The following is a 16,842-nucleotide window of genomic DNA, read 5'->3' on the forward strand; positions in this document are numbered from 1 at the left end:
CCGAAATTTCAGGAGCCCATGAAATGGCCCCCAAGGTTCTGATCTCTGACGAACTCTCCGACGCCGCCGTGCAGATCTTCCGCGACCGCGGCATCGAGGTGGATTTCCAGCCGAAGCTCGGCAAGGACAAGGAAAAACTGGCCGAGATCATCGGCAATTATGATGGCCTTGCGATCCGCTCGGCCACCAAGGCCACGGCCGCCCTGCTGGAAAAGGCCACCCGCCTGAAGGTGATCGGCCGCGCCGGGATCGGCGTCGACAACGTCGACAAGGAAGCCGCGTCCAAAAAGGGCGTGATCGTGATGAACACGCCCTTCGGCAACATGATCACCACCGCCGAACATGCGATCGCGATGATGTTCGCCGTGGCGCGGCAGATCCCCGAGGCCTCGGCCTCGACCCATGCGGGCAAATGGGAAAAGTCGAAGTTCATGGGCGTCGAGCTGACGGCGAAGACGCTCGGCGTGATCGGGGCGGGCAACATCGGCGGGATCGTCTGCGACCGCGCCAAGGGCCTGAAGATGAAGGTCATCGCCTATGACCCCTTCCTGTCGGAAGAAAAGGCCGAGAAGATGGGCGTGGACAAGGTCGAGCTGGAAGAGCTGCTCCGCCGCGCCGATTTCATCACCCTGCACGTGCCGCTGACCGACAGCACCCGCAACATCCTGTCGCGCGAAAACCTGGCGAAAACCAAGCCCGGCGTGCGGATCATCAACTGCGCCCGCGGCGGTCTGGTGGACGAAGAGGCGCTGGCCGACATGCTGAAATCGGGCCATGTCGCGGGCGCCGCCTTCGACGTGTTCTCGGTCGAACCGGCGGAAGCAAACCCGCTGTTCAACCTGCCGAACGTCGTCTGCACGCCGCACCTTGGCGCCTCGACCTCGGAAGCGCAGGAAAACGTCGCGCTGCAAGTGGCCGAGCAGATGGCGAACTATCTGCTGGATGGCGCGGTGGAAAACGCGCTCAACATGCCCTCGATGACCGCCGACGAAGCCCGCGTCATGGGCCCCTGGGTGAAGCTGGCCGAATATCTCGGCGCCTTCATCGGCCAGATGACCGACGAGCCGATCACCGCGATCAACGTCACTTATGATGGCACCGCCTCGACGATGAACCTGCGCGCGCTGGAATGCGCCGTCATCGCCGGGATCATGAGCCGCTCGAACCCCGACGTGAACATGGTCTCGGCCCCGGTCATCGCCAAGGAACGCGGGATCCAGCTCTCGACCACCACGCAGGACAAGTCGGGCGTGTTCGACGGTTACATCAAGATCACCGTCGTCACCGACAAGCGCGAACGCTCGATCGCCGGCACCTGCTTCTCGGATGGCAAGCCGCGCTTCATCCAGATCAAGGGCATCAATGTGGATGCCGAAGTCGGCCGCCACATGCTGTACACGACCAACAAGGACGTGCCCGGCATCATCGGCAAGCTTGGCACGCTTCTGGGCGAGCACAATGTCAACCTGGCGAACTTCACGCTGGGTCGCGCGGCCGCGGGCGGCGAGGCCATCGCCATCGCCTATCTCGACGAGGCGCTGGATGCCAAGGTTGTGTCCGAACTGGAAGCCACCGGCCTCTTCCAGCAGGTGAAACCGCTGGAATTCAACATCGCCTGAACTTAGATTCAGGACGTTACCAGGCCCTCCGCGACCGCGGGGGGCCTTTTCGTTGGAGAGACCATGCAAAGCTATGCCATCGGCGACATCCACGGCCAATATGACCTGATGATGCGCGCCTTCGACCGGATCGAGGCCGACCGTCGCCGCGAGGGCAGCCCAGAAAGCCCCGTGGTGGTGCTGGGTGATCTGTGCGACCGTGGCCCGAATTCGGCGGGGGTGATCACGCATCTGTTCGAGCGGCAGGCGGCGGGGGAAAATCTGATCGTGCTCAAGGGCAATCACGACCGGATGTTCTCGATTTTCCTCGATGATCCCTTCGGCCGCGATCCGCGGCTGCGCGCCGAATACACCTGGATGCATCCGCGGCTGGGCGGGCCCGAGACGCTGGCCTCCTATGGCATCCGCGAACCGGCGAACCGGCCCACGGCGCAGGTCCATGCCGAGGCGCTGGCCGCCGTGCCGCCCGCGCATCGCGGCTGGCTGGCCGGGCTGCCGCTGTTCCATCAGCACGACGAGGCGATCTTCGTGCATGCGGGCATCCGCCCCGGCGTGCCGCTTGCCGCGCAGACCGAGGATGACCTGCTCTGGATCCGCGCCCCGTTTCTGGAAGACCCCCGCGATCACGGCGCGCTGATCGTGCATGGGCATACGGCGCTTGAGGTCCCCAGCCATTACGGCAACCGGCTCAATCTGGACAGCTCCGCCGGGTATGGCGGCCCCCTGTCCGCGGCGGTGATCGAGGGGCGGAAGGCCTGGTTGCTGACCGACCGGGGCAGGGTGCCGCTGGGCTGAGAACGTCGCATTAACCAATTCGGCGCATGATTCCCGAAACAGCACCCCGGGGGCCCCGATGCGGAGACGATCGACACCACGCCTGCGAACCCATTGGATCGTCACCCATCCCGACGGAGAGGGGGGGCGCACGGAACTGCGACTGGTCTGGGCCTTCGGCTTCTGAGGGAATGACGTTCCGTCACGCCGGACCAAAGCCCTGTTCCCCGCCCCGGTGCCGGAGGTAACCTTTCCGCATTGCAGCGGAGGGGACCCCATGACCGGCATTGTCATTCTTTCGGGCGCACGGACCGCCATCGGCGCGTTCGGCGGCAGCCTTGCGGGCCTTGCGCCCGTCGATCTGGCCACGATCGCGGCGCGGGCGGCGCTGGACCGCTCGGGCGTCGCGCCTGAACAGATCAATCAGGTGGTGATGGGCCATATCCTGAACACCGAACCGCGCGACATGTATGTCAGCCGCGTCGCCGCGGTGCAGGCGGGCGTGCCGGTCGAAACGCCCGCGATGAACGTGAACCGGCTCTGCGGCTCGGGGGTGCAGGCGATCGTCTCGGCGGCACAGGCGCTGATGCTGGGCGAGGGTGATTTCGCCCTGGCGGGTGGCGTCGACGTGATGAGCCGCGCCCCCTACATCCTGCCCGCCGCCCGCTTCGGGCAAAAGATGGGCGATGCCAGCGTGATCGACATGATGCTGGGGGCGCTCTCGTGCCCCTTCGGCACCGGCCACATGGGGGTGACGGCGGAAAACGTCGCCTCCGAATGCGGCATCACGCGGGAGGATCAGGACGCTTTCGCGCTGCAAAGCCAGATCCGCGCCGCGGCGGCGATTGCGGCGGGCGCGTTCAAGGAGGAAATCGTGCCCGTCGAGATCGCCACGCGCAAGGGCACGGTGATTTTCGACACCGACGAACACCCCAAAGCGACGACGCTCGACAAACTCGCCGCGCTGAAGCCCGCCTTCCTCAAGGGCGGTTCGGTCACGGCGGGCAATGCCTCGGGCATCAACGACGGCGCGGCGGCGCTGGTGATCGCGCGCGAGGATGCCGCAATGGCGACCGGGCTGAAACCGCTCGCACGCATCCGCGGCTTTGCCACCGCGGGCGTGCGCCCCGAGGTGATGGGCCTTGGCCCGATCCCGGCGGTGCGGCTTTTGTGCGAAAGGACCGGGCTGAGGGTCACGGATTTTGACGTGATCGAAAGCAACGAGGCTTTCGCGGCGCAGGCTCTCGCAGTTTCGCGCGCGCTCGATCTCGACCCGGCGCGGGTGAACCCGAACGGCGGCGCCGTCGCGATGGGCCATCCGGTCGGCGCGACGGGGGCAATCCTGACGGTGAAGACGCTTTATCACCTGCACAGGACCGGCGGCCGCCTTGGCCTGATCACCATGTGCATCGGTGGCGGCCAGGGGATTGCGCTCGCGATCGAGCGCCTCTGACTTCTGTCGCAAGGGCGTATTTGAACCAAGAAGAAACATGCCGCTTCTTCTTGGTCCAAATACGCCCTTGTCACGGCTTCAGCACGATCTGACGCTGGTCGCTGCGCCCCTGCGCATCAAGCACGGTCAGCGACACGAAACCCGGGCCGGTCAACGCCAGCACGGTTTCCCGCGTGCGGCTGCCCACCAGCAGCGGCGCACCATTCGCCAGCCAGGTGAAGGGCGGCGCGCCGCCGCGCAGCTTCACCGTGAGCCCCTGCCCCGCCATCTCGATCTCGGCGCCTTCGGGCGGGAAGGTCACTTCCGGGGCCCCCGCAACGACGGTCGCAAAGGCCGCATCACGGGGGCGAAAGCGCTGCAGCGGTTGCGGCAGCCGGGCATTGGGCAGGATCAGCGTCGCGGGCGGCGGCGGCGGCAGGGGCGCGCGCGACGCGCCGATGCGGTCGAACAGCTCGAACAGCACCGGCGCCGCAAGGTCTCCGCCAAAGGCCCCAGGAACCGGCGTGCCATCGGCGCGGCCCATCCAGACGCCCGCCACATGGGCGCCGTCGAAGCCCAGCGCCAGCGCATCGCGATGCCCATAGGAGGTCCCGGTCTTGAAGGCGATCCGGTTCGGCGCGGCGCCGGGCGGCGGCGGAATGCGCGACAGGATATCGCTCACCTGCCAGGCAGCGACCGGTCCGAAAAGTGCGCCGTCACGCGGACCGGCCTTGCCCGCCTCGGCCGAAAGCCGCAAGGGACGGCCCAGCCGCGCCAGCGCCGCATAGGTCTGCACCAGATCCTGCAAGCTGATGCCAAGCCCGCCCAGGCTGACCGCCAGACCGGGCGGCGCGTCATTCGGCAGCAGCACCCTGGCCCCGGCCTTGCGCAGCGCGGAAAGCAGCCGGTCCGGCCCCAAGGCTTCGGTCAGGCTGACGACGGGAATGTTGAGCGACAGCGACAAGGCCTGCCGCACCGGCACGGTGCCGCGAAAGCTGCGGTCGAAATTCTGCGGCCGCCACGGGCCGAAAGCCACCGGGCGATCCTCGATCAGGGTTTCGGGATGGGCCAGACCGTCGTCGAAGGCCAGCGCATAGACGAAGGGTTTCAGCGTCGATCCGGGCGAACGCGGCGCCTGCGTCAGATCGACGAAGCCCGCCCGTTTCGCATCGGTCCAGGCCGCGCCGCCGACCGAGGCGAGGATCTCGCCCGTCCGGTGATCGGCCACCAGAAGAGCCACCGAGACCTGCCCGGCCTGCCCGGCCACCGCCCGGCCCGCCAGCGCCTCGGCCGCGCGTTGCAGACCGGGATCGATCGTCGTCTCGATCCGGGCGCCACGCGGCGCGGCGGCGAACAGCCGTTCGGTCAGATGCGGGGCGAGCGCGGGAAAATCCCGCCGCCGGGTCGGGATCGGCTCGGCCTTGGCGGCCTTTGCCGCGTCTGCGTCGAGCGCGCCTTCGGCCGCAAGACGATCCAGAACCCGGTCCCGCGCCGCCTTGGCGGCTTTCGGAAACCGGTCCGGGCGGCGGCTTTCCGGCGATTGCGGCAGGGCGATCAGCAGCGCCGCCTCGGCGGGGGACAGCCGCCGCGGTTCCTTGCCGAACCACGCGAGGGAGGCCGCCCGGACGCCTTCGACATTGCCGCCAAAGGGCGCCAATCGCAGATACAAATCAAGGATCTGCGGTTTCGTCAGATGCCGTTCCAGCGCCAGCGCCAGCCGCGCCTGCCGCAGCTTGCCATCCAGTCGGCCGGTCGAGCCTTCCTCCAGCAGTCGCGCCACCTGCATCGTCAGCGTCGAGGCCCCGGACACCACCTGCCCGTTCCAAAGCATCTGCGCCCCGGCCCGCAGCACGGCGACGCCATCGACGCCGGGATGGCGGTAAAACCGGCCGTCCTCATAGGAGACCAGCGCGGTCAGATAGGCCGGATCGACCGGACCGGGCGCCAGGCGCCAGCGGCCATCGGCGACCGGAAAGGCGCGCAGGATGGTGCCGTCACGGGCCAGAACCTCGGTGCCGACATCAACGCCCAGGGGCGGCAGCGGCACCGTCGCAATCCAGCGATCCAGCCCGTCGCGCAGGCCCGCCACCGACAGCAGAACAAGGGCGGCGGCGAAAATCCCCGCCGCCCGCAGGCGCGGTGTCATTCCACCGTCACCACCCCGGTTTCGCCATGCGCCCGCATCTCGGGGCGATACATGTCTTCGACCGAGGCCGCGGGATGCACGAACGTCCCCGGGCTGACGGCGCGCACGACATAGGCCAGCCGGAACGGTTGATCGCTTTGCCAATCCAGCGCAGCAAGGAACCGATCCTGCCGGAACTCGGTCGTCAGCGGATTTTCCTCGACCGAAAGCCAGTCGAGCGCCGCCAGATCGCCCGCACGGATCAGGTTCGGGTTGTCGATCTCGAAGCCCGCGGGCAAGGGATCGTTGACCATCAGCCGCGCTTCCTGACGGCCAAGCGGCTTGATTTCCAGCACCGTCACCAGCCGCGTGCCCTGTGCAACCTTCGTGGCATCGACCTCCTCGCCCTCCAGCGTGTAGTAGCTGCGCGCAATCGCCCAGCCCTTGCCACCGGCCTTTTCCGCCACTTCGGGCACGCCCACCGTGGTCAGGGTCAGGGTCTGCGGGGTTTCCCCGGTGTTGGCGATCGAAAGCGACCGCCCGGCGGTCTCGGCGTCGATCACCTTGACCAGCGGCCCGGTCACCGCCGCGCCATCGACGGTCAGATTTTCCGCCCCGGGCCGGTCGATCTGCGCATGGGCGGCGAGAAGCGTCCAGCTCGCCTCCTGCGTCGACAAGGGCGTGCGGCCCAGACGCGCGATCACCGATTGGCCCACCGTCTGGGCGTTCACCGCGGTCGAGCCCGCTTCGGACGCCAAGGCCAGCACCGCCGCCGCATCGCGCAGGTCGGTGCCATAATCATCGCGCCAGACCGGCTTTTCATCGCCCAAGGCCGAGACCGATTTCGCCGCCCGGGCAAACATCGCATCGGCCCGGGTCTGATCGCCATAAGAGGCCAGCGCCGCCCCCAGTTGCGCCATCGCGAGGGGCGTCGCGAAATCGTCGCCCTTCACATCGGCGAAATAGCGCAGATCGCCGATCGAGGCCGCGCCTTCCCGCGCCAGCACCATCAGCTGATAGGCCAGAACCCGGCCGCCGCCATTGCTGCTGCGGTCGAAATCGGGCGCGTAATTCACCTGATTGCGCAGGTTGTCCAGCGCGTTGCGGAAGGCCATGTCCGGCACCGCATGCCCGGCCTTGCGGGCGCGGCTGAGAAAATCGGTGACATAGGCATCGAGCCAGCCATCGCCCGACATCGGCCCCCAAAGCCCGAAGGCCCCGGTGGAATCCTGATTGGTCAGCACCTTGGAAATCGCCACTTCGATGCGCGCGTCGATATCCTTGGGCGTGCCCAGCTCCATCGCCTCGGCCACCGAGGAGAGATAGAGCAGCGGCAGCGCGGTCGAGGTGATCTGCTCGGTGCAGCCATAGGGGTATTGGTCGAGCGCCTGCAAAAGCGCCGGGGTGTCAAAGCGGGCGATCGGCCCCGCCGCCAAGGTCGCCCGCGCCGATCCGGGCAGGAAGCCCGCAAAGACATTGGCGTCGAAGGTGAAGCTCTTGCCTGCGGCCAGATCGAAGCGCGATTGCCGCGCCACTTCGGGGCTGTTGTCCTGCACCGGGATTTTCAGCACCTTTTCCAGCAACTTGCCATCGGGCGTGGTCAGCGCCACCCGGATCTCCTGCACGCCTTCGGCTTTCGGCGCGGTCACCGGCACGGCGATTTCCGCCTTGCCAAGATCGGCCAGATCCAGCCCCGAGGGACGATCCCCCAGCACCAGCCCCGCCGAGGTCACATCAAGCCCCATCCGCCCCGAAGGCCCGGTGGCATGGACGATTTCCAGCAGCAACCGCGAGCTGTCGCCGGGCGCCAGGAACCGCGGCACCGAGGCCGTCACCACCACCGGATCGCGCACCAGAACGTCCGAAGAGGCCTGCCCGACGCCGGTCTTCGACCAGACCACCGCGGAAAGCCGCACCGTGCCGTTGAAGGCGGGCATGTCGAAACTGGTGCGGATCACGCCATCTTCATCTGCCGTCAGCGCGCCCGAGAAATAAGCCACCAGCTCTTCCGTGGGCGGCGGCGCCTGAAGCGACATGTCCCGCCCGGCATCGCCGCCGGAACGGATCACCCCCATCTCGCCGCTGCGGCCATCGATCAGCCGCCCGTACACGTCGCGCAGCCCGACGCCCAGCCGCCGCTGGCCAAAGTAATGCGCCGCAGGATCGGGCGCCTTGAACCCGGTCAGGTTCAGAATACCCAGATCCACCGCCGCAATCGTCGCGTAAACGGTCTCGCCTTTCTTCACGCCCGCGACCTTCAGCGCCACCGGAAGCGCCGCGCGCGGATCGGAAGCGGCAGGCACGTCGAAGGCCGCCTTCAGCGCCCGTTCGCCCGGATCGACCGTGGCATAGGCCAGACCCATCGCCCGGTTCGGGGCCCGGTTCGGGGCCTCCTCGGCGAGCGGCCGCAGCACGGAGGCCGTCACATAGGCCCCCGCCCCCCATTCCTGCGTCACCGGCAGGTCAATGCTGTTTTCCCCGGCCTCGACCTCGACCGATTGCAGCGCCACCACCCGGTTCGACAGGACCGAAACCAGCGCCACCCCCCGGGCCGGGGCGACGATGCGCAGATGCGCGGTGTCGCCCAGCGCATAGGCGGGCTTGTCGAGCGCCAGTTGCAGCCGGTCCGGGCTGGCCAGAACATCGGCGGGCGCATACCAGCCCGCGTCGAAACTCGTGCTGGCCGCAATCGCGCCGCTGTCATCCTCGACGACAAGCTCGTATTGGCCCCAATCGACCTTGGTCGAGATCTTCAGCGGTTCGGCCGCAGTCAGATCGCCCTTGCCCTCGGCCACGCGGGACCGCCGGGTGATCGGCTCCCAGTTCCAATAGCCATCGACCGCATACCACTGATAGGTGGTCTCGATCTTGTTCACCACCCAATGCAGTGCCATCGGCACCGGCTGCAGATCCGGCCCCAGGGTCGTGACCTCGAACCCGGCCTCTGCGCCTTCGGGCACGGCGCCCTCGGCGAATTGCGGCTTGATCCCCAGAACCGGCGCCGCGGGCATCACCAGACGCTTGATCTCGCGGCTGATCGGACGGCCCGAGCCTTCGCGGACTTCCACCGCAAAGGTCGCCTCCAGCGGCCGGTCGGCGGTCAGCGCCGCCTCGGGCAGGGCAACGGCGATCTCGGCCGCGCCGGTCTCGTCGGTCTCGCCCGCTTCCAGACTGTCGTAGATCGTTTCAAACGGCGTGTCGTGACGGCCGAAGACATAGCCCGCAAAGCCCGGCACCGCCTCGGCGGTGCGCAGCGCGAAGCTGCCCTCGGTGCCCAGCCCGGCCCCCGGGGCGCCGAAGAGATAGCGTGCCTCAAGCCCGATCAGCGGCATGTCATCCCCGGCCAGAACGCCCTCGGGCAGGGTCAGGGTGGCATCGATCCGTTCGGGCAGAAAGTCCTCGACCAGGACTTTGCCCGAAGCCAGCGGCTCGCCCTTGGGATCGGCGAAGATATCGAGCCGCCAGGTGCCGCGCGGCGCCTGCGCCCCGATCGGCAGGGCGATCGTGTGCCCGCCTGCGCCCGCATCCTCGGTCAGGGCGCGGGAATATTCGACGCCATCGGGCCGCAGCAGAACGGCGGTCAGCGGCAGCCCGTCGATCGCCTGCGTGCTGGCATCGCGCGCCAGCACCGTCGCATGCACCGTCTCGCCCGCGCGATAGGCGCCGCGGTCGGTGGTCAGGAAAACGTCAATCGCAGGCGCGGGGGGCATGCCCTCGACGCCACGGTCGGACAGATCGAATTCCGCATCGGTGAGCGACAGATAGGCCAGATCCTCGCCGCGGCTGACCGCGATCAGCGCCGGGGCAGAATTGTCCTTGCCCGCCGCCTGCGCGGGGGCGAAATGCACCACGCCTTCGGCATCGGTCGTGGCCGTCGCGATCACCGCATTGGCCTTCGACACCAGCTGCACCTCGGCGCCCGCAACCGCGGCCGCATCCGAAAGGCCGCGCACCGCAACGGTCAGCCCGTCGGCGCCCGAATAGCTGGTCAGCCCCAGATCCGAGATCATGAACCACTGCGCCGCGGGCGGCTTCTCATAGGGATCGGCCCCCGGAACCGCCGCCACCAGCACGTAGATCCCCGCCCCCAGCGGCCCGGTCACGTCTTGCACCGGCAGACGGGTGGTCATGTCGCGGTTGACCTCCATCTTCACCTCGGCGCTGCCGTGCCATACCTCTTCGGCATATTGGTTGTTGAAATAATCGACCGACCAGCTGTCCATCGAGCGGGCAAAGTAATCCTCGCGCATCGCCGCGACGAGGTTGCGGTCCGACACCCGCAGGATCTTCAGATCCAGCCCCTTGAGGTTCACCGTCTGCACCGGCACGCCACTGTCGGCGCCGCGCGGCAGGATATAGGACCGGCCGGGGAAGCTGACCGAGGGCGCCCGGTCGCGCACATAGGCGGTGATCGTGACATCCTTGCCCAGCGTCTCGCCCGTTGCGGCGGGCAGGCCCTTGCGGAAGGTCAGCGCGTAACGGCTGCCGTGTTTCACCCCGCCGACGCAGATCTGGTTCGCCTCGGCCTCGACCGAAAGCCCGGTCTCGGGCAGCTGCACGAAGGGCGCGTAATCGACCCCGGTCTTCACCAGATCGGCGTTGAAATTCGCACAGATCCGGGGCGTTGCGCTGTCCGCCTCGACCGCGTGATCGGCGATGCGGAAACCGTATTTGCCCTCGGCATCACTCAGCGCGGCGGCAATGTCCTCACGCACCGACAGCGTCGCCGCCAGCCGCAGCGCCGCCAGCGCTTCCCGGGTCCGGTCGGCCTTTTCCAGCGCCCGCGCCAGAACGAAGAGCGCCTCGGCCTGACCGGCGGGCTTGGCGGCGCGCAGATAGCCGTTCACCGCCGCCGAGACCGAGCGGCCGACCGCCTCGGCCTCCTTCAGCCGCAGCCCCAGCGCCGCATAATCCGTCCATTGATCCGCGGCGTCGGACAGGACGATCATCGCCCCCTCCAAGGCCTGCGCCCGCGCCCAGTTCGCCTCTGCCCGGGCCTGTTTCAGCCCGGTGGCCAGCTCCTCGGGGCGGGTGAAATTCGTCAGATGCAGCCGCCCCATCGACGCGGCAAGCGCCGTCGCCTCGGACAGGCTGCCCTCGGACAGGAAATCAAGATCGGCGGCCCGGGTCTGCGCCCGCGCCTCGGCGCCCTTGTTCGCCGCCACCACCACGCCCGAAAACGCGCCCTGATAGGGCGTCATCGCCGTCACCCCGGCTTTCGGGAAACAGGCATTGCTGCGGGCATTGAAGGTCACCGCCTCACAGGCCGAATCGGACAGGCAGGCGGCCTCGCAGGCCTCCAGCGTGGTGTCGAAAATCTGTTTCAGATCCCGGCCCGAAAGGTCCATCCCCTCGGCGATCGACAACCGTCGTTCGGGGACGAGCGGGACCTCCTGCGCCACCGCAGGGCCGATACTGCAAATCACTGCACAGAAGGAAAGAAAGACCGAGGACAGACGCATGGAAACCTCCGGGCTGAATGCGCGGATGCTCTCATGCGGCGGGGTTTCGTTCAACAACGAAGCGGCGGGTTAAAGCTGTTAAGCAGATTTTCACCCAAGACTGGCATGGTGCGACAGGATTTTCGACAGGTGCCGGGAATGGACGCCGTCTTGGCAGAAAAATTGGCGCAGGAGCGGCGGGCTCGGCTGGCGGCGGAACGCCTGCTGGAGCAGAAAAAACGCGAGCTGTTTGCGGCGAACCAGAAACTGGCCCTGCATGCGCGGGCACTTTCCGAACAGATCGTGCAGCAGCGGCACGGGCTGCAGCAGGCGCTGACCGAGGCCGCCTCGCTCAAGGGCGAGAATTCGCGCGTGCGCGGCGATCTGCAGCGGGCGGAATCGGTGGCGATGATCGCGCAGCGGCGGCTGTGGGACGCGCTTGAAACCATCCGCGACGGCTTTGCGGTCTATGATGGCGATCTGCGGCTGGTCGTGGCGAACCGGGCCTATCTGTCGTTCTTTCATGGCGAAGTGGCGATCACCGCGGGCGTCACCTATGATGCCGTGCTGAAGATCGTCGCCAAGCATGAAATGGTGGACATGGCGGGCCGCGATCCGCTCGACTGGCACCACGAGATGATCGCCCGGATCCGGCGCGAGCATATCGAACCGATCGTCTTGCGCACCCGCAACGGCCACCACATCAAGCTGATCGACCGCTGGGGCGAGGATGGCGATCTGGTCTGTCTGGCGCAGGACATCACCCATATCATCGAGCGCGAGCAGGAGCTTGAGGAGGCGCGCAACAAGGCCGAGGCCGCGAACCGGGCGAAATCGGCCTTCCTGGCGAACATGAGCCATGAAATCCGCACGCCGATGAACGGTGTCGTCGGCATGGCGGAACTGCTGGGCGAAACCGTGCTGAACGAGGAACAGCAGCTTTACGTCGAGACCATCCGCTCCTCGGGCGAGGCGCTCCTGACGATCATCAACGACGTGCTGGATTATTCCAAGATCGAGGCCGAGCGGCTGAAGCTTTACCCGGTGCTGTTCGATCTGGAACGCTGCCTGCACGAGATCATGGTGCTGCTGCTGCCCTCGGCCAAGGACAAGGGCGTCAAGCTGCTGGTCGATTACGACCTGTTCCTGCCCACCCGCTTCATCGCCGATCCGGGGCGGATGCGGCAGATCCTGACCAACCTGATCGGCAATGCGGTCAAGTTCACCCACACCGGCCATGTGCTGGCCCGGGTCGTCGGCTTCGAGCGCGACGCCGAACATTACGAGCTGCATGTCACCGTGGAAGATACCGGGATCGGCATCTCGCCCGACAATCTCGACCATGTCTTCGGCGAGTTCAATCAGGTCGAAGCCGCCTCGAACCGCCGCTTCGAGGGCACCGGGCTCGGCCTCGCCATCACCCGGCAGCTGGTGCATCTGATGGGCGGCTCGGTCTGGGTCGACAGCCAGCTGGGCGAGGGCTCGTGTTTCGGCTTCCGCGTCATCCTGCCCCGCGCGGAACCCGTGGCGCCGCTCGACCGGCCGACGCCGCCGGTGACGCTGCGCGCGGCGCTCGTCGTGGATGATCTGCTGGTGAACCGGGTGATTCTGGAACGGCAGCTGCAAACCTACGGGCTTGAGGTGACGCTGTGCCGGTCGGGGACCGAGGCGCTGAAGGTGCTCGATGACGGCACCCGCTTCGATCTGGTGCTGACCGATCACCACATGCCCGACCTGGACGGGCTGGAACTGACGCGGCGGCTGCGGGCGATGGGCCATGAGACGCCGATCCTGCTTCTGACCTCGGACAGCGCGGCGCTGGATGCGGCGCAGGGCAATTGCGATCTGTTCGGCTGTCTCGAAAAGCCGGTGCTGCGCTCGGACCTGTTCCGCATGCTGCAGAAATTGTCGCTGCGGACGGAACCGAAGCCGGCTGACCCCGCCCCGCCCCCGCCCGTGCCCGCCCTGCCGCCGCAGAAACGGCAGATGCGGATCCTGGCGGCAGAGGACAACCGGACCAACCAGCTGGTCTTCGGCAAGATGGTGAAGGATTTCGACATCGAACTGCGGTTTGCGGCGAATGGTCTGGAGGCGGTCGAGGAATGGCGCCGCTTTCAGCCCGATCTGATCTTCATGGACATTTCCATGCCCGAGATGGACGGGCGCGAGGCGACGCAGACGATCCGCATGTACGAGCACGAAAAGGGCACGCGGGTGCCGATCTGCGCCCTGACCGCCCATGCGATGGAGGGCGACAGCGAGTCGATCTTTGCCGCGGGGCTCGATTTCTATCTGACGAAACCCCTGCGCAAGGCGTCGATCGCGGAACGGATCCTCGCGCATCAACCCGAAGACGCGCGTCCGGTGCTGCCCGCGGGGCTGGAGCTCTGATCAGCCGTGCTCGGCGATCAGCGCAAGGAACGTGTCGGCAAAACGATCGAGCTTGGCCTCGCCCATGCCGGTGATCCGCTCCAGATCGGCGCGGCTCTTCGGCTTCGTCTCGGCGATCCGGCGCAGCATCGTGGCGGGGCAGGACAGAAACCGGTCATGCCCGTCCTCGCCCCGCGCCAGCGCCCGCTGCGCGGCATCGAGCGCATCATAAAGGCTGGCCGCCGCCGTCCCCGCCAGCTTCATCCGCGCCGGATGCACCGGCTCGGCCGCGCCCGCCCCCGCGATCACCTCGAGGAAGGCGCGGCCATAGCTTTCCAGCTTCTTCGCCCCCACCCCGTTCACCTGCGCGAACTGGTCCAGCGTGCCGGGCCGCAGCTCGGCCATCTCGATCAGGGTGCGGTCGGGGAAAATCATGTAGGCGGGCAACCCCGCCGCCTCGGCCAGCGCGCGCCGTTTCGCCTTCAGCGCCGACAGCAGCGGCGCGTCTTCGTCGGACACCAGCGCCTTCGGCACATGCTTGACCTTGGCCTTGCGCACCAGATCGCGGCGCAGCGTGATGCGTTCCTCGCCGCGCAGGATCGGCCGCGCGCGGTCGGTCATCACAAGGGCGCCGTGCCGTGCCGCATCGGGGCGGATCAGGTCATGGCCCTGCATCTGCCGGAACACCGCCTGCCATTCGGTCCGGCTCAGATCCTTGCCGACGCCAAAGGTCGGCAGCCGGTCATGGCCGCGCGCGGTGATCCGGTCGTTGGTCTGGCCCAGCAGAACCTCGATCAGATGCCCGGCGCCATAGCTTTCATCCGTCCGCAGCGCGGCGGACAGCGCCTTGCGCACCGCTTCGGTGCCGTCGAACAGATCGGGCGGCGTCTCGCACAGATCGCAATTGCCGCAAGGGCCTGATGTTTCACCGAAATAGGCCAGCAACCGTTGCCGCCTGCAGCCCGTCGCCTCGGCCAGACCCAGAAGCGCATTCAGCCGCCCGTGATCGGCGGCCTTGCGTTCGGGGGGCGCCAGCCCCTCGTCGATCTGCTGGCGGCGATAGCGCACGTCATCGGCGCCATAAAGCGTCAGCGTCTCGGCAGGCGCGCCGTCGCGGCCCGCCCGGCCGATTTCCTGATAATAGCTTTCGATCGATTTCGGCAGATCGGCATGGGCGACCCAGCGGATGTCGGGCTTGTCGATGCCCATCCCGAAAGCCACCGTCGCCACCACGATCAGCCCGTCCTCGCGCTGAAACCGGGTCTCGACGCGGCGGCGGTCTTCGGCCTCCATGCCGCCGTGATAGTGACAGGCCGGGTGACCCGCCTCGATCAGCGCGGCGGCCAGTTGCTCGGTCTTCGCGCGCGAGGCGCAATAGACGATGCCCGACTGCCCGCGCCGCGCCGCGACATAGTCCAGGATCTGCCGCCGCGGCTGATCCTTGGGCTCAAACGCCAGCGCGATGTTCGGCCGGTCGAACCCGCGCAGAAAGGTCGCGGGGGGGATGCCGTCGAACAGCCGGGTGACGATTTCGGCCCGGGTTTCCTCGTCCGCGGTGGCGGTAAAGGCCGCCAGCGGCACATCAAGCGCCCGGCGCAGATCGCCGATGCGCAGATAATCGGGGCGGAAATCATGGCCCCATTGCGACACGCAATGCGCCTCGTCGACCGCGATCAGCCCGGTCTTTGCCCGCCGCAGCAGCGCCAGCGTCCCCGATCCGGCCAGCCGCTCGGGCGCGATGTAGAGCAGCTTCAGCCGCCCGGCGTCGATCGCCTCGAACACGGCCTCGGTCTCTTCGCCGGTATTGCCCGAGGTCAGCGCCCCGGCCTCGACCCCGGCTTCGCGCAAAGACCGCACCTGATCGCGCATCAGCGCAATGAGCGGCGAGATGACCACGGTCAGCCCCGGCAAGCACAAGGCAGGCAGCTGGAAACACAAGGATTTCCCGCCGCCCGTCGGCATGATCGCCAAGGTGTTGCGCCCTGCCAGAACCGCCCGCACGATTTCCTCCTGCCCCGGTCGGAAGGCATGGAATCCGAAAACCGAGGCAAGCCTTGCCTCGGGGCTGGGGTCGGGCAGGCTCATGCGGTCAGAGGCCAAGCAGCCGTTGCAGGAAGATCATCGCGATGATCACCACCATCGGCGTGAAATCGACGCCCTGAAACGACGGCAGGACCTTGCGGATCGGCGCGTAAATCGGCTCCAGGATCCGGTTCAGCAGATCCCAGATCTTGTAGACCATCGGCTGACGCAGGTTCAGCACGTTGAAATTGACCAGCCAGCTCATGATCACCTGCGCCAGGATCACCAGCCACAGGATCTGAAACACGAGGGCAAGGGCCACATGGACCCCGTCGAGCAGCATGTTAGGGTTCATTCGGACCTCCGTCGGATGCGTCTCACAGGTAAGCCACGCCGGGCGGGGTTGCAACTGCCCGCCGTGGCATTTGGGGGCCATCTCGCGGGGCATTTGCCGCAAGGTCGTTGTTGACGCCCCCGCCGCAGCGCGGCACGACAGGGGCGGCAACGGGGGGCAGACATGTATCCGATCATCCGCATGGGCAAGGCGATCCTGTCATCGCGCGGCCAAAGGATCGACATCCTTGATCCGCTGTCCACCTTTCACCGCGCCTGGCCCTGGGACATCGACCCCTGGCAGGATCTGAACAACGGCCGCATCGTGACGCTGTTCGATCTGGGCCGGATCGCGCTGGCACAACGGACGGGGCTGAACGCCTGCCTGATCCGCAACCGCTGGGGCATCGTCGTCGCGGGCAACACGACGCGCTACAGAAAGCGCATCACCATGCTGCAAAGCTTCGAGATGCGGACCCGCTGTCTGGGCTGGGACACGCGCTTTTTCTACATGGAGCAGGGGATGTGGCGCGGGGAGGAATGCTGCAACCACATCCTGATCCGCGGCGCCGTCACCTCGAAAGCGGGCATCGTCGCGCCGCAAAGGGTGGTCGAGGACATGGGCCACAAAGCGACAAGCCCCGCCCTGCCCGACTGGGTGCAGGCCTGGATCGCCGCCGATGCCAGCCGCCCCTGGCCGCCCGGGATGCCCGCTTCAAGGTAAAT

Annotated in this window: 9 protein-coding genes; 5 read left to right on the forward strand and 4 right to left on the reverse strand. The window is 67.3% G+C overall.

The window, feature by feature from the left end; translation table 11 throughout:
* Positions 1-23 precede the first annotated feature (23 nt).
* The 3 genes from serA (at position 24) to FBT96_RS01560 (ending at position 3,846) form a co-directional block, all read left to right on the forward strand.
* Positions 24-1,619 carry a phosphoglycerate dehydrogenase gene (serA, locus tag FBT96_RS01550; RefSeq protein ID WP_136904641.1) on the forward strand — a complete coding sequence of 532 codons (1,596 nt, stop codon included), beginning with the start codon at positions 24-26 and terminating at the stop codon, positions 1,617-1,619.
* A 63-nt stretch (positions 1,620-1,682) separates the two neighbouring features.
* Complete coding sequence (locus FBT96_RS01555; RefSeq protein ID WP_136904642.1) at positions 1,683-2,414, forward strand: metallophosphoesterase family protein; 732 nt, start codon at positions 1,683-1,685, stop codon at positions 2,412-2,414.
* A gap of 256 nt (positions 2,415-2,670) precedes the next feature.
* A complete protein-coding gene (locus FBT96_RS01560) occupies positions 2,671-3,846 on the forward strand; it encodes an acetyl-CoA C-acyltransferase family protein (protein WP_136904643.1) in 1,176 nt (391 codons plus the stop codon).
* A 70-nt stretch (positions 3,847-3,916) separates the two neighbouring features.
* Here FBT96_RS01560 and pbpC read toward each other — a convergent pair whose 3' ends face one another.
* A complete protein-coding gene (gene pbpC, locus FBT96_RS01565; RefSeq protein WP_136904644.1) occupies positions 3,917-5,971 on the reverse strand; it encodes a penicillin-binding protein 1C in 2,055 nt (684 codons plus the stop codon).
* Positions 5,968-11,412, reverse strand: a complete 5,445-nt coding sequence (locus FBT96_RS01570) for an alpha-2-macroglobulin family protein (RefSeq protein ID WP_136904645.1) — start codon at positions 11,410-11,412, stop codon at positions 5,968-5,970. The genes pbpC and FBT96_RS01570 overlap by 4 nt, the downstream gene beginning before the upstream one ends.
* A 138-nt stretch (positions 11,413-11,550) precedes the next feature.
* Here FBT96_RS01570 and FBT96_RS01575 point away from each other — a divergent pair, with 138 nt between their 5' ends.
* A complete protein-coding gene (locus tag FBT96_RS01575; protein WP_136904646.1) occupies positions 11,551-13,782 on the forward strand; it encodes a response regulator in 2,232 nt (743 codons plus the stop codon).
* Here FBT96_RS01575 and recQ read toward each other — a convergent pair whose 3' ends face one another.
* Together recQ and FBT96_RS01585 are read right to left on the reverse strand one after the other, a co-directional pair.
* Positions 13,783-15,846 carry a DNA helicase RecQ gene (gene recQ, locus FBT96_RS01580; protein WP_136904647.1) on the reverse strand — a complete coding sequence of 688 codons (2,064 nt, stop codon included), beginning with the start codon at positions 15,844-15,846 and terminating at the stop codon, positions 13,783-13,785.
* Between the two features lie 4 nt (positions 15,847-15,850).
* Entirely contained in the window at positions 15,851-16,138 is a 288-nt protein-coding gene (locus FBT96_RS01585) for a YggT family protein (RefSeq protein ID WP_081024449.1), read from the reverse strand.
* Positions 16,139-16,300: 162 nt separating this feature from the next.
* On the opposite strand from FBT96_RS01585, the gene FBT96_RS01590 reads away from it, so the two are divergent.
* A complete protein-coding gene (locus tag FBT96_RS01590; RefSeq protein ID WP_136904648.1) occupies positions 16,301-16,840 on the forward strand; it encodes an acyl-CoA thioesterase in 540 nt (179 codons plus the stop codon).
* Positions 16,841-16,842: the final 2 nt, after the last annotated feature.

Origin of the sequence: Rhodobacter capsulatus (assembly GCF_005144475.1) — a bacterium.
Taxonomy (GTDB): Bacteria; Pseudomonadota; Alphaproteobacteria; order Rhodobacterales; family Rhodobacteraceae; genus Rhodobacter; species Rhodobacter capsulatus_C.